This window comes from Nonomuraea sp. NPDC049709 (assembly GCF_040674815.1).
In the GTDB taxonomy this organism is placed as follows: Bacteria; Actinomycetota; Actinomycetes; order Streptosporangiales; family Streptosporangiaceae; genus Nonomuraea.
Genome location: NZ_JBFANM010000091.1, coordinates 22,049 through 44,247, shown reverse-complemented (window position 1 = coordinate 44,247; position 22,199 = coordinate 22,049). Strand labels below are relative to the sequence as shown.

At 72.9% G+C, this 22,199-nt stretch carries 16 protein-coding genes; 12 read left to right on the top strand and 4 right to left on the bottom strand.

Annotated elements, in window-relative coordinates:
- Positions 1 to 322, bottom strand: a 322-nt coding sequence (locus tag AB0J69_RS52410; RefSeq protein WP_364134577.1) for an HTH domain-containing protein, incomplete at its 3' end; no start/stop codon positions are given.
- Between the two features lie 63 nt (positions 323 to 385).
- Between AB0J69_RS52410 and AB0J69_RS52405 the strand changes: the two genes are divergently transcribed.
- On the top strand, positions 386 to 1,552 hold the full coding sequence (locus AB0J69_RS52405; RefSeq protein WP_364134575.1) for an epoxide hydrolase family protein: 1,167 nt from the start codon (positions 386 to 388) through the stop codon (positions 1,550 to 1,552).
- A 12-nt stretch (positions 1,553 to 1,564) separates the two neighbouring features.
- Here the strand turns inward: AB0J69_RS52405 and AB0J69_RS52400 are convergent, their stop codons facing one another.
- Positions 1,565 to 2,191: a hypothetical protein gene (locus tag AB0J69_RS52400; RefSeq protein ID WP_364134572.1), complete on the bottom strand. Its 627-nt coding sequence runs from the start codon at positions 2,189 to 2,191 to the stop codon at positions 1,565 to 1,567.
- Between the two features lie 208 nt (positions 2,192 to 2,399).
- Here AB0J69_RS52400 and AB0J69_RS52395 point away from each other — a divergent pair, with 208 nt between their 5' ends.
- From AB0J69_RS52395 to AB0J69_RS52375, 5 genes are all read left to right on the top strand, one after another.
- Positions 2,400 to 3,749 (top strand): potassium transporter TrkG, encoded by a 1,350-nt coding sequence (locus AB0J69_RS52395; protein ID WP_364134569.1) that lies wholly within the window; start codon positions 2,400 to 2,402, stop codon positions 3,747 to 3,749.
- On the top strand, positions 3,742 to 4,404 hold the full coding sequence (locus AB0J69_RS52390) for a TrkA family potassium uptake protein (RefSeq protein ID WP_364134566.1): 663 nt from the start codon (positions 3,742 to 3,744) through the stop codon (positions 4,402 to 4,404). The genes AB0J69_RS52395 and AB0J69_RS52390 overlap by 8 nt, the downstream gene beginning before the upstream one ends.
- Positions 4,405 to 4,473: 69 nt before the next feature.
- Entirely contained in the window at positions 4,474 to 4,917 is a 444-nt protein-coding gene (locus tag AB0J69_RS52385; RefSeq protein ID WP_364134563.1) for a CBS domain-containing protein, read from the top strand.
- A 95-nt stretch (positions 4,918 to 5,012) separates the two neighbouring features.
- Complete coding sequence (locus tag AB0J69_RS52380) at positions 5,013 to 6,275, top strand: carotenoid oxygenase family protein (protein WP_364134560.1); 1,263 nt, start codon at positions 5,013 to 5,015, stop codon at positions 6,273 to 6,275.
- Positions 6,276 to 6,295: 20 nt separating this feature from the next.
- Positions 6,296 to 7,177, top strand: coding sequence for a GntR family transcriptional regulator (locus AB0J69_RS52375; RefSeq protein ID WP_364134557.1), 882 nt, complete (start codon positions 6,296 to 6,298; stop codon positions 7,175 to 7,177).
- Positions 7,178 to 7,310: 133 nt separating this feature from the next.
- On the opposite strand, the gene AB0J69_RS52370 is transcribed toward AB0J69_RS52375, so the two are convergent.
- Positions 7,311 to 7,859 carry an AAA family ATPase gene (locus tag AB0J69_RS52370; protein WP_364134554.1) on the bottom strand — a complete coding sequence of 183 codons (549 nt, stop codon included), beginning with the start codon at positions 7,857 to 7,859 and terminating at the stop codon, positions 7,311 to 7,313.
- A 293-nt stretch (positions 7,860 to 8,152) separates the two neighbouring features.
- Between AB0J69_RS52370 and AB0J69_RS52365 the strand changes: the two genes are divergently transcribed.
- The 6 genes from AB0J69_RS52365 to AB0J69_RS52340 all read left to right on the top strand — a co-directional run bounded on the left by AB0J69_RS52365 (position 8,153) and on the right by AB0J69_RS52340 (position 19,598).
- A complete protein-coding gene (locus tag AB0J69_RS52365) occupies positions 8,153 to 8,764 on the top strand; it encodes a TetR/AcrR family transcriptional regulator (RefSeq protein ID WP_364134552.1) in 612 nt (203 codons plus the stop codon).
- Between the two features lie 284 nt (positions 8,765 to 9,048).
- The gene (locus tag AB0J69_RS52360; protein WP_364134549.1) at positions 9,049 to 10,470 is read left to right on the top strand and encodes an MFS transporter; all 1,422 of its coding nucleotides are present in this window, start codon (positions 9,049 to 9,051) and stop codon (positions 10,468 to 10,470) included.
- 190 nt (positions 10,471 to 10,660) lie between these two features.
- Positions 10,661 to 11,023 (top strand): STAS domain-containing protein, encoded by a 363-nt coding sequence (locus AB0J69_RS52355; RefSeq protein ID WP_364134547.1) that lies wholly within the window; start codon positions 10,661 to 10,663, stop codon positions 11,021 to 11,023.
- A gap of 156 nt (positions 11,024 to 11,179) precedes the next feature.
- Positions 11,180 to 15,151, top strand: coding sequence for a HAMP domain-containing protein (locus AB0J69_RS52350; RefSeq protein ID WP_364134544.1), 3,972 nt, complete (start codon positions 11,180 to 11,182; stop codon positions 15,149 to 15,151).
- On the top strand, positions 15,151 to 17,421 hold the full coding sequence (locus AB0J69_RS52345) for a SpoIIE family protein phosphatase (RefSeq protein WP_364134541.1): 2,271 nt from the start codon (positions 15,151 to 15,153) through the stop codon (positions 17,419 to 17,421). Before AB0J69_RS52350 ends, AB0J69_RS52345 begins: the two co-directional genes overlap by 1 nt.
- A gap of 71 nt (positions 17,422 to 17,492) precedes the next feature.
- Positions 17,493 to 19,598, top strand: coding sequence for a DEAD/DEAH box helicase (locus AB0J69_RS52340; RefSeq protein ID WP_364134538.1), 2,106 nt, complete (start codon positions 17,493 to 17,495; stop codon positions 19,596 to 19,598).
- Positions 19,599 to 19,614: 16 nt separating this feature from the next.
- On the opposite strand, the gene AB0J69_RS52335 is transcribed toward AB0J69_RS52340, so the two are convergent.
- Positions 19,615 to 22,185, bottom strand: coding sequence for a CHAT domain-containing protein (locus AB0J69_RS52335; protein ID WP_364134535.1), 2,571 nt, complete (start codon positions 22,183 to 22,185; stop codon positions 19,615 to 19,617).
- Positions 22,186 to 22,199: the final 14 nt, after the last annotated feature.

Sequence of the window (22,199 nt, the reverse complement as noted above, 5' to 3'; positions counted from 1 at the left end):
GCTTGGCCAGCGCGCGCAGCGAGCCCTCCTCCAGCCCGGCGACGCTGCCGGTCGCGGCGGTGCGCAGGCTGATCGCCACCGCGACCGCCTCCTCGTCGTCGAGCAGCAGCGGCGGCAGCGCGGCGCCCACGCCCAGCCGGTATCCGCCGGCCACGCCGGGCGTGGCGTCCACGGGATAGCCGAGCTCACGCAGCCGGTCGATGTCGCGCCGCACCGTGCGCAGGCCCACGTCGAGGCGTTCGGCCAGCTCGGCGCCGGTCCAGTCCGGCCGTGACTGGAGCAGGGACAGCAGGCGGAGCAGCCGCGCCGAGGTTTCCAGCATGGGGCTCATTTTGCCGTTCATCGGTGCCAGGAGCTGACACCAATCCCTTCTACCGTCGGAGACATGACGAACAGCGACAGCACCCCCCAGGTCCGCCCGTATCGCATCGACATCCCGCAGGAGCAGCTCGACGACCTGCGCGACCGGCTCCGTCGTACGCGCTGGGCCCCCGACCTGCCCGGCACCGGCTGGGAGCGCGGCGTCCCCACGAGCTACCTGCGCGACCTGGCCGCGTACTGGGCCGACGGGTTCGACTGGCGCGCCCAGGAGGCGGCGCTGAACGCGTACCCGCAGTTCACCACCGCCATCGACGGCGCGGACGTGCACTTCCTGCACGTCCGCTCGGCCGCGCCGCACGCCACCCCGCTGCTGCTCCTGCACGGCTGGCCGGGCGGGGTGATCGAGTTCCTCGACCTCATCGGCCCGCTCACCGACCCGGCGGCGCACGGCGGCGACCCGGCCGACGCCTTCCACCTGGTCATCCCGTCGCTGCCCGGCTACGGCTTCTCCGGCCCGCTGCGCGACACGGGCTGGACGGACGGCCGCACGGCCGCCGCGATGGTGGAGCTGATGGCCAGGCTCGGATACGAGCGGTACGGCGTCCAGGGCGGCGACGTCTCCGCCTTCATCGCGCCGCTGATGGGCCGGGCCGCGCCGGACAACGTCATCGGCGTGCACGTCAACGCGCTGCTCACGTTCCCGACCGGCGACCCCGCGGTGATGGGCGCGCTGACGGAGGCCGAGCGCGGCCGGCTGGCCGGGATGGAGGAGTGGCAGGACAGGCTCGGCGCGTACATGCGCCTGCAGGGCACCCGCCCGCAGACCATCGCCGCCTCGCTGCACGACTCCCCCGCCGGGCAGCTGGCCTGGATCGTGGAGAAGTTCAAGGACTGGACGGACCCGGCCGCCAAGCTGCCCGAGGACGCGGTGGACCGGGACCGGATCCTCGCCGACGTGAGCGTCTACTGGTTCACGGAGACGGCGGGGTCGTCGGCGCACACGTACTTCGAGCGGTTCAACGACTTCGCGGCGTGGGGGCCGGTGGAGCGCGGGACCGTGCCCACGGCGGTGGCGGTGTTCCCGGCGGACTACTCGGTGCGGCCGCTGGCCGAGCAGGTGCACAACGTGGTGCGCTGGTCGGAGTTCGACCACGGCGGGCACTTCGCGGCCCTGGAGACGCCGGACGTGCTGGTCACGGAGCTGCGCGAGTTCTTCCGCTCCCTCACCTGACTTTCCCGCGGGTCACTGGCCGGGCTCGGGATCCGGCCAGTACGGGACCGCCCGCCCGGCGGCGGACCCGATCGCCGCGCCGTCGAGCCGGGTGATGCTCAGCTCGATGCCGCCGACGGGCCACTCCACCGCGAACTCGAAGGGCTCGGCCGGCGGCAGCGGCCACAGCCACAGGCCCAGCGTGTTGGCGCCGAGATCGGCGCCGCCGCGCAGCATCATGCCGCTGGGCTGCCACTGGAGCCGCGGGCCCGCCGGCCGGTCCGGCAGCGGCGCGTTCTCCCCGATGGTGGTGACCGTGGTGCCGTCGGCGTACCGCACGCCGAACCGGAGCAGCCGGTCCGGCAGCCCGCCGCCGCCGAGCGTCCTGATGGCCGCGGTCGGGTAGAGGGACACGTGCAGGTTCCAGAAGTCGTCGGCGGAGAGACTCCGCTGCCGCAGGACGACCTCCACGTCCAGGACACAGCCGTTCCGGTACGCCCGGATCAGCGGAAGGGCGACGACCACGTTCGGGCCGCGGGCCAGCGTCAGGCCGGTCGCCACGGCCACGCCCATCTCGTCGCCCGGCGGGGCGAACCAGTCGGGCAGCCCGACCTGCGGGCGGATCACTTCTTCCTGGGGCGGCGGGGGTTCGAAGAACATGTCTCCACCCTAGGAATCCCATGGCCGCCCGCGCGGGGGCGCGTCAAGAAGGCATGGTTTTCGCGTCAAGGAGGCGTAGGTGCGCTGGCGCTCAGAGGGCCTGTTACGGTAGTGCGCGGTGCGCCGGGAAGTCTGGTCGGCAGGAACTGGCGGTCAGATCTTCGGGGGAGGCGTTCGCGATGCGTGACCGTTGCATCGGAGTTCGGTAATGGGCGTGTTGTCACCCCTTTCGGCCCGCTTCCGGCATCCCGCCCAGGTCGTGGTGGCCGGATTCGGGCTGGCCATCGCCATCGGCACGGCCCTGCTCATGCTGCCGGTCGCCACCACGTCCGGCGAGCCCGCGGACTGGGTGGCCGCGCTGTTCACCGCGACCTCGGCCGTGTGCGTGACCGGGCTGGCGGTGGTCGACACCGAGTCGCACTGGACGGTGTTCGGCGAGCTGGTGATCGCCGGGCTGGTGCAAGTGGGCGGCCTGGGGATCATGACGCTGGCCACCCTGTTCACGCTGCTCGTCTCGGGCCGGTTAGGTCTGCGGGCCAGGATCGTGGCCCAGGCCGAGACGAAGACGCTGAGCATGAGCGACGTGCGCAAGGTCGTGCTCAAGGTGGTGCTGTTCAGCCTGCTGTGCGAGGCCGTCGCCGCGGTCGTGCTCACCGGGCGCTTCCTGATCGGGTACGGCGAGCCGCTCGCCCGCGCCGTCTACCTCGGCGTCTTCCACGCGGTCGCCTCCTTCAACAACGCCGGGTTCGCGCTCTGGCCGGACAGCCTCATGCGGTTCGTGGCCGACCCGTGGATCTGCCTCACCATCGCGTTCACCTGCATCGTGGGCGGGCTGGGCTTCCCCGTGGTGTTCGAACTGGCCCGGTCCTGGCGGCACCCGCGAAAGTGGAGCGTGCTGACCAGGATCACGGTGGGCGTGACCCTGGCCCTGCTGGCGCTCGGCACCGTGGTCCTCCTGGTGACCGAGTGGCGCAACCCCAGGACGCTCGGGGCGCTCGACGATCCCGGCAAGCTGCTGGCGGCCTTCTTCGCCGCGACCATGCCGCGCTCGGCCGGGTTCAACGCCCTCGACATCTCCCAGATGTACCCGTCGAGCTGGCTGACCACCGACCTGCTGATGTTCATCGGCGGCGGCAGCGCGGGCACGGCCGGGGGCATCAAGGTGACCACGATCGGGCTCCTGGCCTTCGTCGTGTGGGCCGAGATGCGCGGCGAGGGCCGGGTGAACATCGGCTACCGGAGCCTGCCGGACTCCACGCAGCGCCAGGCCGTCACGGTCACGGCGCTGGGCGTATCCCTGGTGGGCGTCGCCACATACGTGCTGCTCGCCCTCACCCCGCACAACCTGGACCAGGTGCTGTTCGAGGTGATCTCCGCGTTCAGCACGGCGGGCCTGTCCACCGGCATCACCGCGAGCGTCGGCACGGCCGGGCACCTGCTGCTGGTCATGCTGATGTTCGTGGGCCGCATCGGCCCGCTCACCCTGGGCTCCGCGCTGGCCCTCAACAGTCGCGCCCGGCACTACGAGCTACCCGAGGAGCGAGTCATCGTTGGCTGAGTACAAAGGCGACCCGGTGGTCGTCATCGGCCTGGGCCGGTTCGGCACGTCACTGGCACTGGAACTCACCAGGCGCGGCACCGAGGTCCTGGCCATCGACAACCGGCCCAAGATCACCCAGAGCCTGGCGGGCCAGATCACCCAGATCGCGACCGCCGACGCCACCGACATGCAGGCGCTGCGCCAGCTCGGCGTGCCCGACTTCTACCAGGCGGTGGTGGCCATCGGCGGCGACATCGAGGCCAGCATCCTGGTCACGTCGCTGCTGGTCGAGCTGGAGATCAACGACATCTGGGCCAAGGCGATCAGCACCCAGCACGGCCGCATCCTGAGCCGCATCGGCGCCCACCACGTCGTCTTCCCCGAGCACGACATGGGCGAGCGGGTGGCTCACCTGGTGAGCGGGCGCATGCTCGACTACATGCAGGTGGACGAGAACTTCGCGCTGGCCAAGACCAGCCCGCCCAAGGAGTACGTGGGCATCCCCCTCGGCCGCTCCAACCTGCGCCGCAAGTACGGCGTCACCATCGTGGCGGTCAAACCGCCGGGCGAGGAGTTCACGTACGCGACGGCGGAGACGGAGCTGTCGTACGGCGACGTCATCCTGGTATCGGGCCGGACGGAACAGGTCGAACGCTTCGCCGAGTTGCCGTAGCCGGCCGGTCCGCCGCCGTCACCCGTGCCTCCGTACGAGGTTGGCTAGGCTGGGGCGCGGAGGCCACTGATGCGCGCACGCGATCTCGCCGTCGAGTTCCCGACGGTCACGCTGGACACACCGGCCCTGGAGGCGGCCAGGCTGCTGGCCGAGCGGGACCTGCCGGGGCTCATCCTGGTCGACGAGAGCGGGCGGCCGCTCAGCATCCTGCCCGGCACGCAGGTGCTGCGGCTGGCGGTGCCGGCCTACTGCCAGGACGATCCGGCGCTGGCCCGGGTGGTGGACGAGGCCCACGCCGACCGGTTCCTGCACCGGCTCGGAGGCAGGACCGTCCGCGAGTGCCTGCCGGAGCAGCCGCGCGAGCTGCCGGTGGCCGACACGAAGGCGACGGTGCTGGAGCTGGCGGCGCTGATGGCCCGTACGCGCAGCCCGCTGGTCGCGGTGCTGGACGAGGGCCGGCTGATCGGTGCCGTCACCCTCCAGTCCCTGCTCGACCACGCCCTCCAGCTCTGACCCGCCGAACACGAGGGCCCGCCTGCACTAGTGCAGATCCCGGTATTCCTCCAGGCAGAACCGGCCTGGAAGCGCGCTCTGCGTACGTTGTCACCATGAAGTACCTGGAAGGCGCGTTCGCGCCCGTCACCGAAGAGATCACCGCCTACGACCTCCCCGTCACCGGCCGCGTCCCCGCCGAGCTGAACGGCCGCTACCTGCGCAACGGCCCCAACGCCCTGGGCGTGGAGGACCCCCTCGTGCACATCTGGGGCATGGGCCAGGGCATGGTCCACGGCGTCCGCCTGCGCGACGGCCGGGCCGAGTGGTACCGCAACCGCTTCGTCCGCACCCCGGGCTTGGCGCCCATGGTGCACGTGATCGAGCACGCACGGCGTACCTTCGCGCTGGTGGAGGGCGGTGCGCCGCCCGCCGAGCTGGACGAGGAGCTGAACACCGTGGGCGTGTGCGAGCTGGGCCTGACCCCTGAGGGGTTCACGGCCGGGGCTCACTCCAAGCACGACCCGCGCACCGGTGAGCTGCACTCGCTCTCGTACATGGTGGGCCGCGAACACGTCCAGCACATCGTGACCGCCGCCGACGGGAACGTGGTGCGCTCGACCGGCATCCCCATGACCCGTACGCCGTTCATGCACGACTTCGCGCTCACCGGGAACCACGTCGTGCTGTGGGACACGCCGCTGGGGTTCGACGGGTTCGAGTGCCGGTGGCTGCCCGGGCACCCGACGCGGGTGGGGGTCATGCCGCGCGACGGCGGCGAGGTGCGCTGGCTGGACATCGATCCCGTGCACGTGAGCCACACCCTCAACGCCTACGAGGACGACCACGGCGTCATCGTGGTGGACGTGGTCACGGCCGAGGGGCCGTTCGATCCCGCCGATCCGGGGGCGATCCGCCCGATGCTGGACCGCTGGACGATCGACGACGGCAAGATCCACCAGCGGCGCATCGACGACCGGCCGCAGGACTTCCCGCGCGTCAACGACGCCCGCGCCTCGCTCCCCCATCGCTACGGCTACTCCGCCGCCGCCGCTCTGTACGGGGTCCCGTTCGCGCCCGAGGGCCCGCCGCCGGACGACGCCTTCACCAACGCCCTGGTCAAGCACGACCTGGAGCGGGGCACCAGCGAGGTGCACGGGTTCGGCAGGGACGAGGCGGTCGGCGAGGCCGTGTTCGCCGCCACCGGGGCGGGCGAGGACGACGGCTACCTGCTCGCCTACGTGCATGACGCCGGCCGCGGCGCCGCCGACCTGGTGATCCTGTCCGCCCAGGACTTCACCGGCGAGCCGGTGGCCCGGGTCCACCTCCCGGTACGGGTGCCGCTCGGCCTGCACGGCAACTGGCTGCCCGACCGCTGAGCCGTGGCAGAGTGGGCGTCGTGACCGATACGCGGCCTCCGTACCTCAGGATCGTCGCCGACATCGAGCGCCGCATCGCCGGCGGCGAGCTACGGCCGGGCGACCCCGTCCCCACCACCCGGACGATCATGCGGGAGTGGGGTGTGGCGATGGCGACCGCGACCAAGGCGCTGACCACGCTGAAACAGGCGGGCACGATCGAGGGCACGCCCCGGTCCGGCGCCGTGGTCGCCGCCCGGCCGCTGCCCGCGCGCTCCGGCGGCGGGCTGGAGCTGGAGCGCATCGTCCGGGCCGCCATCGAGGTCGCCGACGAGGCCGGGCTGGCGGGGCTGTCCATGCGGACGGTCGCGACCCGGCTCGGCGTGGCCACCATGGCCCTCTACCGGCACCTCGACGCCAAGGCCGAGCTCTCCCAGCTGATGGCCGACGCCGCGTTCGCCGGGATCGACTACCCGGAGCCGCCCCCGGGATGGCGCTCCCACCTGCGGGTGGCCGCCCAGCTCCAGTGGGCGCTCTATCACCGTCACCCCTGGCTGCCCCGGGTGATCTCGGTCGTGCGGCCGGCTCCGCTGCCGGGGCTGGTGGCGTACGGGCAGTGGTCGCTGCGCGCGCTCGACGGGCTGGACCTCGACCCGGGCACCCGGCTCCACGTCTACGGCACGATGGTCAATTACGTGCGGGGCACGGCGTTCAGCATCGAGAGCGAGTACGGCGCCGAGCGCGACACCGGGATGACCAGCAAGCAGTGGGTCCGGTCCCGGTTCCCGGCCGGCGCGCCGGTGCCGGGGCAGGTCCTGGAGCCGGGCGCGGACCTGGACCTGGAGTCGCTGTTCGCGTTCGGCCTCGAACGCCTGCTGGACGGCCTGTCCACCGTGATCGTCCCCAGGAGACCGCGGGCATGAAGGCATCCGCCCTTCCGCCGGACGTCACACCTGGGCGAGCGGTTCGATCGGGACGGCTGTGTACGGGCCAGCACGGCCGGGGCCGTCAGGTGGTGGAGGCAGTCCGTGCCCGATGCCGAGGCTGACGACGCCCCTAGAGCCGGGAGACCTGCGTACGAATCATGGCCACCCGTTCGGGCAGCGGGCTCGCGGGGACCTCGATGAGCTGGTAGCCGAAGGACCGGTAGGTCTGCTCGTGCAGGCGTTCGAACGTCAGCGAGTCCTCGAAGCTGATCCGGCGGGCCTCGGTCGGTTCGCAGAAGCCGAGGTTGCGGACGAAGAACACGTGCCGGTCGTAGACCTGTTCCCGGGTGATCCGGTCGATCTCGGCGGACAGGGCCGGGGAGATCGGGTGGCCGATGTGGGTGCTGAGGGCGTGGGTGCAGATGGGCGAGCGGTCGAAGAACTGCACGGCCGGCGGTGTGGTGGTGATGGCCGGCCGCAGCTGCCGCCGCCGTTGCAGGGTCACGATCTTGTCGATGAAGGACGGCCGGGTCCAGGGCTCGGCGACGCCGCGCGCCTGCTCGTCGGCGATCACCGCCGTGGCCGCCTCCTCGACCGTCGCGTACCCGAGTGCCGCGAGGCTGCGCAGGATCGTGGTCTTGCCGGAGCCGGGGGTGCCGGTGAGGATGTAGCGCTTCATGGTGGTCTGGCCGCCTTTCTGATCGGGCGCAGGAGTGATCGCGGTCGCGGGATCGGCCGATGATCGCTGGAATCCGGCCGGGACAACGCACGGACGGAGCCAGATACGAGGAGAAACCCGGTGGAATCGACACAGGGCCGCCGGCAGATGGCTCGGCCGGCCCAGGGAGCGGGTTGACCACGAAGATACACCTCCCGGGCGGGCCGCTCGACCACCCTGACCTGGCCGCACCGGCCAAGGCGTGTCGGCGCCCCCTGACGGGGAAACGCGGGCCGACGCCGTAGGGTGGTCATATGGTCAAGACCGCGGCACGACAGCCCGTACCCGCACGGCGTGCGGACGCCGAGCGCAACATCGCCGCGATCCTCGAGGCGGGCACCCGGCTGCTCAGCTCCGATCCCACGGCCAGCGTGGCCGACATCGCCAAGGCCGCCGGGGTGGGCCGGGTCACGCTGTACGGGCACTTCCCCTCGCGGGAGGCGCTGGTGGACGCCGTGCTCGACCACGCGGTGGACATGGCGGACGCCGTCCTGGAGGACGAGTCGATCGACAAGACCCCGGCGCCGGAGGCGATGGCCGGGCTGCTGCGGTCGTCCTGGGAGGTCCTCGACCGGCATCGCCGCCTCTTCCTGGCCGCCGACCGGGTCCTGGCCACGGAGCGGATCAGGGAGCACCACGAGCGTCCGCTGCGGCGGGTGGAGCGGCTCATCGCGCGGGGGCAGCGGGACGGCGACTTCCGTACGGACCTGCCGCTGCAGTGGCTGGTGACCGCGTTCTTCTCGATCATCCACAGCGCGGCGCAGGAGCGGGAGCTGGGGCGGCTGAAGCCGGAGGAGGTCGAGCACGTGCTGATCAAGACGATGCTGTCCCTCCTGACGTCCACGAGCGGCGCCTCCCCCGCCTGACCGCAGCACGGCGCCCAACAGCACGGCGCCCGACAGCACGGCGCCGCACAGCGCGAGTGCCTCCCGCCGGAGCGGCACGCCCTTACGCTGAACCGGCGCGCCCTCCCCGCACGCCCTCGCGCTGAACCGGCGCGCCCTTCCCGCGCGCCCTTCCCACGGCAGGGCCCGCTTCCTTCCGAGCCGGCCTCCCCCAAAGGCACCAGCTTCTGCGCTTCGGACACCCTACCCACGTATCGTTTACGTGTGTTAACTTGAACATCAATGTTCAAGTTAAGGAGTTTCGGATGAGTCTCGACCCGACTCGAGCCCAGACCCGTACCGGCGGATGGGCCGTGCTGGTGCTGCTCTGCCTGGCGCAGTTCATGCTGATCGTCGACATCACGGTCGTACAGGTCGCGTTGCCCACCATCGGCACCGACCTCGCGCTCGACCGGGAGGCGCTGACCTGGGTGGTGACCACGTACACGCTGTGCTTCGGCGGGCTCATGGTGCTCGGCGGGCGGCTCGCCGACGCGCTCGGCGCGCGGCGGACGCTGCTGGCCGGGCTCGGGCTGTTCACGGCGGCGTCGCTGGTGTGCGGGCTGGCCGGGAGCGGCGGCGTGCTGATCGCGGGGCGGGCGCTGCAGGGGGTCGGCGCGGCGCTGCTGTCACCCGCCGCCCTGGCCGTGATCACCGCCACCTTCCACGGCGAGCGGCGCGGGCGCGCGCTCGGCGTGTGGGCCGCCATCGGCGGTACGGGGGCGGCCCTCGGCGTGCTCCTCGGGGGTCTGCTGACCGCGGGGCCCGGGTGGGCCTGGGTGTTCTTCGTCAACGTGCCGATCGGGCTGGCGCTGCTGGCCGCCGTACCCGCCGTCGTGCCGCCCGCGGCCGGGCGCCCAGAGCGGGTCGACGTGCCCGGCGCGCTGGTCGTCACGCTGGCGACGGCGCTGCTCATCTACGGCCTGGTGACCGCGGGCGACGCCGGATGGGCGGCGGCGGGCACGATGCTGCCGCTCGTCGGGTCGGTGCTGCTGTACGTGCTGTTCGTGGTCATCCAGCGGTCCGTGCGGTCGCCGCTCATGCGTGCCGAGACGCTCGCCCGGCGGCCGGTGATCTCGGGGACGTTCGTCATGCTGGTGGCCACCGGGCTGATGCTGGGCCTGTTCTTCCTCAGCTCGCTCTACCTGCAGCACGTGCTCGGGTTCAGCGCCCTGGAGACCGGCCTGATCTTCCTGCCCGCGGCCGTCGCCATCACCGTCGGCGCGCAGCTCGGCGGGCACCTCATCGGCCGGCTCGGCGGGCGGCCGGTGGCGGTGGCGGCGTTCGTGGTGACGGCGGCGGGGGCGGCGCTGATGACGCGCATCTCGCCGGACGCGAGCGCGTACACCACGCTGCTGCCGGGCTTCGTGCTGGCCTCGCTGGGCATCGGGCCCGCGTTCGTGACGGCCACCACGACGACCATGGCCAACATCCCTCCGGGGGAGAACGGGGTCGCCTCCGGGGTGATCAACACCTTCCACGAGCTCGGCGGCTCCATCGGGGTGGCCGTGGTCTCCACGGTGGCCGCGGCCAGCCTCGTGCCCGGGTCGGGGGCCGGCATCGGGGGGTTCGTGTCCGGGCTCACGCTGTGCGCCGTGGTGGCGGGGGTCGCGGCGGTGGTGGCGCTCGGGCTGGTGCCGCCGGGCAAGCCGGCCACCGCCTTCGTGGGGCACGGTCACGGCCACTGATCCAGGCATCGGCGCGGGTGAGGAGGGCGCCACTCCGGCGGGTCGCGGGGGGTAAGAGAGGCCGTCCGCACCCGCGCCCATCGGCGGGGATTCGCCGTCACGGCCCGAAAACCGGGATATCGCCGACGACTCCGGCAGACTATCCTTCATTGATGGTCATGTTCCGCCGGCGAAAGCGGTGAACCCGTAAATGCCGCCATTAACGCTGGCGCACCAGCACCTGCCCGGAGTGATCGTGATCGCTGTGACCGGCGAGATGGACGCCACCAATCGAGCCCAGCTCGAGACGTACCTCCGCAAGTCGCGGACGGATCCCTCGGAAAGGCTGGTGTTCGACCTGTCGCGGGTGCCGTTCATGGACAGCTCGGGCCTGCATGTCCTGCTGACGTGCTTCACCGACTGCCTCAGGAACGGCGGCGCCGTCCACCTGGCGGGCGTGCAGCCCCTGCCCGCCCGCCTCTTCGAGATCACGGGCGTGGTGGCGCACATTCCGGTGCACGACACGGTGGAGGACGCGATCACCGCCGCCCTCACCTCGGAACGCTCCATTTGATCGCAGGGCTGGTAGGCGCCTGCGAAAGTTCCGCCTCACCTTGCGTGTACGTCGTGTGATAGACAGATGACAACTTGCGGCTAGCGCGCACTGCAGGCGCGGCCGGTTACTCTCTCCGCTACCTGAGGAAACCCGGGCGACAACGGAGGACCGGTCATGAGCGACCCCACCGTCGGCACGTCCCGTCCGCCCGCGCGCGGCAAGCGCGCCAGAGGCCCCGGCGAGGGCGGCGAGGAGCCGGAGCTGCGCCGGCTGCTGGCGGGGCTGACAGCGGTAAGGGACGGCGACTTCCGCACCAGACTTCCCGACGACGCCGACGGGTTGCTCGGGGAGATCGCGTCGGTGTTCAACGGCATGGTCGACCAGCTCTCCCTGTTCACCTCCGAGGTGACGCGCGTGGCGCGGGAGGTCGGCACGGACGGCCGGCTGGGCGGCCAGGCCGACGTGCCGGCGGTCTCCGGCACCTGGAAGGACCTCACCGAGTCCGTCAACGCGATGGCGGGCAACCTCACCGACCAGGTACGCAGCATCGCCCAGGTCACCACCGCCGTGGCCCGCGGCGACCTGTCGCAGAAGATCACCGTGCACGCGCGCGGCGAGATCCTGGAGCTGAAGAACACCGTCAACACGATGGTCGACCAGCTCTCCTCCTTCGCCGACGAGGTCACCCGGGTCGCCCGCGAGGTCGGCACCGAGGGACAGCTCGGCGGCCAGGCCGACGTCAAGGGGGTGGCCGGCACCTGGCGGGCGCTGACCGACTCGGTGAACTTCATGGCCGGCAACCTCACCGACCAGGTGCGCAACATCTCCCAGGTCGCCACCGCCGTGGCCCGCGGCGACCTGTCGCAGCGGATCACGGTCTCGGCCCGCGGCGAGATCATGGAGCTGAAGAACACCCTGAACACGATGGTCGACCAGCTCTCCTCCTTCGCCGACGAGGTCACCCGGGTCGCCCGCGAGGTCGGCACGGAGGGCAACCTGGGCGGCCAGGCCACCGTCCGGGGCGTGTCCGGCACCTGGAAGGACCTGACGGAGAACGTCAACGTCATGGCCTCCAACCTGACCAACCAGGTACGCAGCATCGCCCAGGTGGCCACCGCCGTGGCCAGGGGCGACCTGTCGCAGAAGATCACCGTCGAGGCCAAGGGCGAGGTCGCGGCGCTGGCGCAGACGATCAACACCATGGTCGACACGCTGGGCGCGTTCGCCGACGAGGTCACCCGGGTGGCCCGCGAGGTCGGCACCGAGGGCCAGCTCGGCGGCCAGGCCCGGGTCCCCAACGTGGCCGGCACCTGGAAGAACCTCACCGACAACGTCAACTCCATGGCCGACAACCTGACCAACCAGGTCCGCAGCATCGCCCAGGTCACCACGGCCGTGGCCAGGGGCGACCTGACCCGCAAGATCGACGTGGACGCCCGGGGCGAGATCCTGGAGCTGAAGACCACGATCAACACGATGGTCGACCAGCTCTCCTCGTTCGCCGCCGAGGTGACCCGGGTGGCCCGGGAGGTCGGCAGCGAGGGCAGGCTCGGCGGCCAGGCCGAGGTCGAGGGCGTGTCCGGCACGTGGAAGCGGCTGACGGAGAACGTCAACGAGCTGGCCGGCAACCTCACCCGCCAGGTCCGCGCCATCGCCGAGGTGACCAGCGCCGTCACCTCCGGCGACCTGACCAGGTCCATCACCGTGGACGCCGAGGGCGAGCTGGCCGACCTGAAGGACAACATCAACTCGATGGTGAAGTCGCTGCGCGAGACGACCAGCGCCAACGAGCAGCAGGACTGGCTGAAGTCCAACCTGGCCCGCATGTCGGGCCTCATGCAGGGGCACCGCGACCTGGCCACCGTGGCCGAGCTGGTGATGAACGAGCTGGCGCCGCTCGTCTCGGCGCAGTACGGCGCGTTCTTCCTGGCCGAGGAGAGCGAGCTGAAACTCATCAGCGCCTACGGCTACCCGGTGGACCCGGAGCGGCCGGCCCGGTTCCGGCTCGGCGAGGCGCTGGTCGGCCAGGCGGCGCGCAGCCGCAGGACCATCGCCATGACCGACCTGCCGCCCGGCTACATCACCATCTCCTCCGGGCTCGGCAGGACCGACCCGACCTCGGTGATCGTGCTGCCGATCGTGGTCGAGGAGCAGGTGCTCGGCGTGATCGAGCTGGCCTCGGTGCAGGCGTTCACGCCGGTGCACCGGGCCTTCCTCGACCAGCTCATGGAGACGATCGGCGTCAACCTCAACACGATCGTGGCGAACGCGCGTACCGACGAGCTGCTCAATGAGTCGCAGCGGCTGGCGGTGGAGTTGCAGGCGCGCTCGGAGGAGCTCCAGCAGCAGCAGGAGGAGCTGCAGCGCTCCAACGCCGAGCTGGAGGAGAAGGCGACGCTGCTGGCCAGCCAGAACCAGGACATCGAGACCAAGAACCTGGAGATCGAGCAGGCCAGGCAGGAGCTGGAGGACCGGGCGCACCAGCTCTCGCTGGCCTCCACGTACAAGAGCGAGTTCCTCGCCAACATGAGTCACGAGCTGCGCACCCCGCTCAACTCGCTGCTCATCCTGGCCCAACTGCTGGCCCAGAACCACACCCGCAACCTGACGCCCAAGCAGGTGGAGTACGCCGGGATCATCCACTCGGCCGGCTCGGACCTGCTGCAGCTCATCAACGACATCCTCGACCTGTCCAAGGTCGAGGCGGGCAAGATGGACATCAACCCCGAGTGGGTGCGGCTGCGCGGGTTGCTGGACTACGTGGAGGCCACGTTCCGGCCGCTGACGGGCCAGAAGAGCCTCGACTTCCGCATCACGACCGCGCCCGGGGTGCCCGCCGAGCTGCTCACCGACGACTCCCGGCTGCGCCAGGTGCTGCGCAACCTGCTGTCGAACGCGGTCAAGTTCACCGAGACGGGCGGCGTGGAGCTGCGCATCGAGCCGGCCGCGCCGGCCGAGCTGCCCGCCTCCGTACGCGCGCACGGCCCGGCCATCGCGCTGCGGGTCGTGGACACCGGCGTGGGCATTCCCGAGCAGCAGCTGGAGGTGATCTTCGGGGCGTTCCAGCAGGCCGACGGCACCACGAGCCGCAAATACGGCGGCACCGGGCTGGGCCTGTCGATCTGCCGCGAGATCGCCTACCTGCTGGGCGGCGCCATCACCGTGCAGAGCACGCCGGGGCAGGGCAGTATGTTCACGCTCTTCCTGCCGGTGGCCCGGCCCGGGTTCGACCCCGACCCCAAGGCCGGTCTCACGCCGGCGGAGGGCGGCGAGCCGGCGCAGGCGGCGGAGCGGGAGCCGGTGGCCGCGCGGCGGCTGCTGGTGATCGAGGAGCGGCGGCACGGGCTGCTGTCGCTGGTCTCCGAGAGCGTCGTGGGCGACCTGGCCGGGGCGCGCGACCTCGGCGGGGTCATGGAGGTCGTCACGGCGGCGGGTGCGGAGGAGGCGGCCGGGCTGCTGGCCGGGCAGCCCTGCCACTGCATCGTGCTGGATCTCGACATGCCCGATATGTCGGCATACCGGCTGCTGGAGGTCATGAACGGTGACGCGCGGCTGCACGGGGTGCCCGTGCTGGCGTACAACAACTGGCGCTCACGCACCCAGCAGGAGGTGCGGCTGGCCCACCAGCCGCTGGAACTGCTGAGCAGCCTCGACGAGCTGCGCGAGCGCATCGCGCTGCACCTGACCGCCGACCAGCCCGGCGACGTGCTGCCCCTGGTCAGGGCCGAGACCGTGGGCACCGCGGCGGGGCGGGAGATCGACAACGCCCTCGCCGGCCGCACGGTCCTGGTCGTGGACGACGACGCCCGCAACCTGTACGCGCTCACGAGCATGCTGGAGATCCACGGCATCAACGTGCTGCACGCCGAGAACGGCCGCAAGGGCATCGACACGCTGACCGCCCACGCCGAGACCGACCTGATCCTGATGGACGTCATGATGCCGGAGATGGACGGCTACACCGCGACCGAGACGATCAGGGCCATGCCGCAGTACGCCGACCTGCCGATCATCGCGGTCACCGCCAAGGCGATGCCGGGCGACCAGGAGAAGAGCCTGGCGGCGGGGGCGAGCGACTACGTGACCAAACCGGTGGACGCCGACCATCTCATCGAACGCATCCAGCACTGGATGGACCTGTCCTGATGGCCGGCGAGCCGAACGGCGGGCAGGATCTCGACCGGCTGGCCGCGACCGTCGAGCGGCTGCGGCGGGAGGCCGAGCGGACCCGCCGCGCGGCCGACGACCGCGCCCTGCTCGAGCTGGCCAAGGGCATCCTGGTCGAGCGGCTGCGCTGCGGCCCCGTACAGGCGGCCGAGCAGCTCGCCACGCTCGCCGCCAAGGCCGGCGTGACGCGGCTGGAGATCGCCGCCGACGTCGTCAACGAGGTCGCCCGCGACCGCGTCGGCGAGGCGGGCGAGGCCGCTCCCGAGGTGTCCGTACGCCTGCGCGTCGCCGAGAGCGCCGTGCTCGGCGCCCGCGACACCCAGACCGTGGCCGCCGCGCTCCTGGAGCACGCGCTGGCCCCGCTGGGCGCCACGGCGGTGGCGGTGTGGGCGGCCGAGCCGGGCGGCGCCCTCGCCCTGGCCGGCTACGCCGGGTTCGCCACCGAGGAGGCCAGGCGGTGGCGGCACATGCCGCCGGGCGTGGTCACGCCGGCCGGGCGCGCGCTGACGGAGCGGCGCACGATCTGGCACGCCGACGCGGGCCTGCCCGCCATCGGCCGGCACGTCGCCGGCGGCCGCGTCACCGTGCCGATGCTCTCGGGCGGGCGGGTGCAGGGCGTGCTGGAGATCTGCTGGCCGCACACGCTGCCGCCGCACCCGCCCAGGATCGAGCGGCAGGTCGAGGCCCTGGCCGAGCTGTGCGCGCACACGCTGGACGCGCCGTTCGCGCCGCTGGCGCCCGCCGCGGCGGGCCTGACGGAGCTGGTGGACCTGGCCGACGCGCTGCCCGACCCGGCCCTGGTGCTGCAGGCGCACCTCGACGCCCGCGGCGAGCTCGCCGACTTCCGCGTCCGGCACGTCAACGCGCGCATCACCGCCGGTGACGGGCTGCTGCTGGAGGCGTACCCGCTGGTGTCCGGGGCGCTGCTGCTGGAGGCCTATCCCCGCGCGGCGGGCGGCATGTTCGCGCAGCTGGAGCAGGTCCACGCCACCGGCGAGTCGTTCCGCGCCGAGCGGATGGCGCTCGGCCTGAGCACGACGGGCGTGGCCGACGTCAGCATCACCCGGCACGGCGACAGCGTGCTGCTCGTGTGGCGCGAGCACGACGAGGACGGGCGGCTGGCCGGGCTCCTGGAGCACGCCCAGCGGCTGGGCCGCATCGGCGGCTTCGAGGAGAACACGGTGACCGGCCAGATCACCTGGAACGCCCAGCTCTACTCCCTGTACGGCCTGTCCCCCGGCGACCAGCCGGTCCCGCTGGAGCGGCTGCGCGACCACGCCCACCCCGACGACGAGATCGCGATCGGCCGCTTCCTGCGCACGGTGCTGCACCACCGGCGCTTCGCGGCCACGGCGTTCCGGCTCACGCGTCGCGACGGGGTCGCCCGCCACATGCGCGTGGTGGCCGAGCCGGTCTTCGGGCCGGACGGGCGGCTGATGGCGGTCCGGGGCGCGTACCAGGACATCTCCTCCCAGCACTGGACGGAGGTCGCGCTCGCGGTCACCCGCGACCAGCTCGCCCACACCGAGCAGGAGTCCGCCGCGCGCAGCCGCCTGGCACTGCAGCTGCAGCAGGCCATCATGCCGCCCTCGCACGGCACGATGGAGTCCTTCGGCCTGCACATCGCCGTCCGCTACCGGCCCGCGCAGAAGGAGCACCTGGTCGGCGGCGACTGGTACGACGCCGTCGCGCTCCCGTCCCGGCGGGTGCTGCTGTCGGTGGGCGACGTGGCCGGGCACGGCGTGGAGGCCGCCACCGGCATGGTGATCCTGCGCAACGCGCTGCGCGGCCTGGCCACCACCGGCGCGGGCCCGGCCCAGCTCATGGCCTGGCTCAACATGGTCGCCCACCACCTCACCGACCGCATGACCGCGACCGCCGTCTGCGCCCTGTACGACCCGCCCACCCGCATGCTGCGCTGGGCCAGGGCCGGTCACCTGCCGCCCATCCTGCTGCGCGAGGGGGACGGCGCGGAGCTGCCCATGGTCAAGGGGCCGCTGCTGGGCGCGTTCACCGACGCCCGCTACGAGGAGGGGCGGCTCCAGCTGCGGGCCGAGGACACACTGCTGATGTACACCGACGGCCTGATCGAGCGGCGCGACCACAACCTGCGCCACGCCCAGGACCGGCTGCTGGCCATCGCCAGGCGCGCGGCGAGCACGCTCGACCATCGCCTCGACGACCTGCTCACGCACTGCAACTCCGACACCGACGACGACACCTGCCTCATCGGGGTGCACCTGAGCTGAGATCCGGGCCGGCATTTGGGCCGATCCGCACCGATGTACGCGAGCACTCGGGCTACGGCATCCTTGGTCCGGTGGAAATCCGTGACGCGGACCGGCTCCTGGCCGACGCACGCGCCCTGCTCGACGAGCACGCCGCCGTGCGCGCGCAGGCCGCCCGCACCCTCGACGCGCTGCGCCGCGACGTGGCCAGGGCCGGGCTGGAGGGCGTGCCCGTCTCGCGGCTGAAGGACGTGACCGACGGGCGGCTGCGCATCGGCACGCTGGAGAAGGCCGGGTACACCACGGTCCGGCAGGTGCTGGAGGCCACGCCGTACGCGCTGCAGCTGCTGCCGGGCATCGGCGCGCGCACGGCGGGGCAGGTCCACGCGGCCGCCCGGCAGATCGAGCAGGCGGCCGTGGACGCCGCGAGCCTGCGCCTGGACGTCGACCGGCCCGACCACCACACCACGGAGCTGGTGATCGCCCTGCACCGCCTGGTGAACGTGGGCCCCGACCTGCCCCGCGCCCTCGACGCCGCCCGCGACCTGGACGGGCGGCTGGCGCCGCTGCTGGCGCAGGCACGGCCGGCGCGCAGCCGGCTGCGGATGATGTTCACGCTGCCCGCGCGGCGCCGGCAGGCGCGCGAGGCGGTGGCCGCGATCGACGGGCTGCTGGCCGGCGCCGGGGAGACGCGGCTGCTGCTCGCCCAGGTCACCACCGACCTGCTGCGGCCGCCGGCCCGGGACTTCGAGGCGTGGGCGGACTTCGAGTCCCGCTCGCCCGAATACTTCGGCCTGCTGGCGGAGCTGGCCGGGGAGCCGGTCGGCAGCGGGCAGGGGCTGCTGCCCGACGACCTGGCGGCCAACGTCGCCGCGCAGCCGCTCGACGACACCCACCGGCGGGTGTCCCTGCGCGGCTACCAGGCGTTCGGGGCCCGCTTCGCGCTCGCGCAGGAACGCGTGATCATCGGTGACGAGATGGGGCTGGGCAAGTCGATCGAGGCCATCGCGGCGCTGGCGCACCTCCGGGCGGACGGGGCGACGCACTTCCTGGTGGCCTGCCCGGCGAGCGTGCTGATCAACTGGGTGCGGGAGATCGAGTCGCGCAGCACGCTGCACGCCTACCCGCTGCACGGCCCCGACCGGCTCGCGGCGCAGGAGGAGTGGGCCCGCCGGGGCGGTGTGGCCGTGGCCACGCTCGACGGTCTGCACCGGCTGGGTGGCGGGCTGCCGGAGGTGGGGCTGCTCGTCGTGGACGAGGCCCACTACGTCAAGAATCCGGAGACCAAGCGGTCCCGGGCGGTGGCGGCCTGGTGCGGGCGGGCGCGGCGGGTGCTGTTCCTGACCGGCACGCCGATGGAGAACCGGGTGGAGGAGTTCCGGACGCTGATCTCGTACCTGCGGCCCGACCTGGCCGCCGGGCTGCGCAACAGCGACGTGGTAGCGGGGGCACAGGCGTTCCGCAAGGCGGTCGCGCCCGTCTACCTGCGGCGCAACCAGCAGGACGTGCTCGCCGAGCTGCCCGATCGGGTGGAGGCCGACGAGTGGGTGGAGTTCAGCGGCGCCGACTTCGAGGCGTACAAGCAGGCCGTGGCCGAGGGCAACTTCATGGCCATGCGGCGGGCCGCGTACGCCGAGCCGGCCACCTCGGCCAAGCTCAAGCGCCTGCTGGAGCTGGTCGAGGACGCCGAGGCGAACGGGCTGAAGGTGGTGGTGTTCTCGTACTTCCGCGCGGTGCTCGCCGCCGTCGGGGCCGCGCTGGACGGGCGGGCGCACGGGCCGCTGTCCGGGGACGTCGGCGCGGCGCGGCGGCAGGGGCTGGTGGACGAGTTCTCCGCCGCGGCGGGGCACGCGGTGCTGCTCAGCCAGATCCAGGCCGGCGGGGTGGGGCTCAACCTGCAGGCGGCGTCGGTGGTGATCCTGTGCGAGCCGCAGGTCAAGCCGAGCATGGAGACGCAGGCCGTGGGGCGGGCGCACCGGATGGGGCAGGTACGCAGGGTGCAGGTGCACCGGCTGCTCTCCGTGGACTCGGTGGACCAGCGCATGCTGGACATCCTGCGGCACAAGTCGGAGCTCTTCGACGCCTACGCCAGGCGCAGCGACCTGGCCGAGTCCTCGGGCGACGCGATGGACGTCTCGGAGCAGTCGCTGGCCCGGCAGGTGATCGAGGAGGAGCAGCGGCGCCTGCTGTCGTCCTGAACGGCTGACGGGGTCCTCAGCCGGCGCCGAAGCACACGAACGTCGAGGCCGGTTCGTCCACCGAGGCCATCGCCAGCGCGTCGGCCGGGCTCGCCCCGTCGGCCACGCGCCGGTGGTAGGCCATCATGACCCGCTCGGCCACGTGGTCGGGCACGCGGGTGAGGCTGGAGATCACGGTGGGCGTGCCGAGGTAGAGCAGCGCGGCGGTGAAGCCCAGCTGCTCGTCGCCCGCCCTCACCACCGCCTGCCCTACGTCGCAGGCCGACAGCACGACGTGCCCCGGCGCCTTGTCGAGGAGCTGCAGGTCGTAGGCCATGAGCGGGCCGTCGGCCAGGTCGAGGCGGGAGAAGAGCACGTTCTCGCGCTCGTGGTGCCCGTGGGCGGCGAAGTGGGCGAAGGACGCGCCGTCGAGCGCCTCCAGGGTGGCCGACACCGTGGCCCGGTCGCCCCTGAGCCGGCGTGCCTTCGGGTGCACGGTGCCGAGCTGCTCGACCTCCCGCTCGGCGTGCTCCAGGTCGGGCCCGGCGACCAGGACGGAGGAGCTGCCGTCGCTCACGTACGGCTCGCCGGCGTGCCTGGCCGCCAGCCAGACCAGCGCGGACGGGGCCACCACCAGCGGCCGGCCGCGCAGGTCGGGCAGCAGCCCCCAGGGCACCGCGGACAGGCCCATGGTCGGGATGAGCACGACCCCCCGGGCGGCGGACAGCGCCTGCCGCAGCGGGGCCGTCAGCGCGTCGGTGATGACGCCGAGCTGCCGCTGGACGGACGCCTCGATCACCGCCTTCAGCGCGGGCCGCAGGTTGCGTCCCGCCTGCGCGTTGAGGTCCCCGGCCAGCCGCCGGGCGGCCTCCGCCACCGGTTCGTACGCGCTCAGCCGGTGCAGGTGGCACCGCCCGCGGACGAGCACCAGCGCCAGCAGCCCGCCGTCCACGTTGAGCAGGCTGACCAGCGCGAGGTCGTCCGCGGCCAGCGCCGCCTCGACGGCCGCCGCCGAGGCGGGGGCCAGCCGCTCGCCGACCCCTGGAAGCTGCCAGCCGCGCTCCCTGATCACCTGCTCCAGCTCCAGGCACCGCCGGCGCAGAGCGGGCCGGCGGTGGCCGGCGGCCTCGTCGGCGTGCATCTGCTGGGCGAGCTGGCGCAGCTCGGCCAGCGCCTCTGCGGTCCGGTCGTCCTCGGGCGCCTGCGGCGGCCGGAACCGGAACGCCTGCGCCCGGCACCGCTCCGACCAGGCGAACACCTGCCGCGTCGAACCGCCGTCGAGCGCGGCCCGCAGGCCGTGGGCGGCCAGGTCGGCGCCCAGGGCGGCGACGCCGGTGAGCAGGTCGAGGCTGCCCAGCCGGCCCCGATGGGAGTGGATGAGGGCCAGGCCGGACCGTACCTTGCGCAGGGCGAGGCCGCGCTGCCCGTGCGCGCCGGCCAGCTCCGCCCCTGTCAGGTGCCGCATGAGACGCACGTCGAGCGGCGCGCCCCGGGACGTGGCGCCGGATGCCTGGCCGGACGCCGCGGTGGTGGCGGCCTCGGTGACCCGGCCGGCGGCGATCAGCGCGCGGATCGAGACCAGCCGGGCCATCTCCGCGTCGTCGCGCATGTCCAGCTCGGCCAGGCGCGCCGCCAGCTCGCCCGCGCGCCTGGCCACGGATCCCGGCGCCGAGCCGTGCGCCAGCTGCGAGCGCAGGCGCATGAGCGTCGCGCGCAGCGCCCACGCCGTGCTCCCCCTGCGGCGGAAGTGGGTCTCCGCCCGCCTGGCCCAGTCCCGCGCCTCGGCGTGCCGCCCCGCGTCCAGCGCGCACTGCGCCCTGGCCAGCTCGCCCTCGGCGTAGTCCTGCATCAGGCGCTGCCTGCGGAACCCGTCGATGGCCTGGTCGAGCGTGCGGCCGGCCTCGTCGGTCAGCCCCACGGCGAGCAGCGCCCGGGCCCGGTCGAGCGCGAGCACGGGCAGGAAGCCGGGGTTGACCTCCTGGTAGAGCCGCTCCACCCGGGCGAACACGCGCAGCGCCGCCGGCACGTCCCCGAGCAGCAGGTCGCAGTAGCCGTCGTTGTGCAGGGCCTTGGCCGCGAGCACGCGATGTCCGTGGGCCTGCGCGAGCTGCGCGCTCCTGCGGGCGTCGTCCCTGGCCAGCCGGACGCGGCCGGTCGTGGCGTGCAGGACCGACCGGTTGAGCAGCACCCTGGCCAGCTCGACGCGGTCGGTCTCGAGGAGCATGGGAGCGGCGATGTCCAGCTCCCGCAGGGCCTCGGCGCCGGCGCCCAGGCGCAGGTGCAGCAGGCCGCGCTGGGCGTGCACGAGGGCCAGCTCGGCGCGGGGCGCGCGACGGGCGGCCTCGTCGAGCAGCTCCATCCCGAGGCCGGAGTTGCCCTGCTCGGCCTCGGCGTGCGCGAGGCTGGTCAGCAGGCGGGCGAGCAGGTCGTCGTAGCCGCCGCCGGGCTCGCCGCTCCCGGCCGCCGGGCCCCGGCCGAGCAGTTCGAGGCCCTGCCGGAGCCTGCGGGCGGCCAGCGCCGGGCGGCCGTTGTCGGTCGCCTGGACACTGAGCCTGTGCAGGCGCTCCACCTGCTCGCGCAGCGTCGCCGCACGCTCGCTGTCGCGCATCCCGCCTCGCGGTG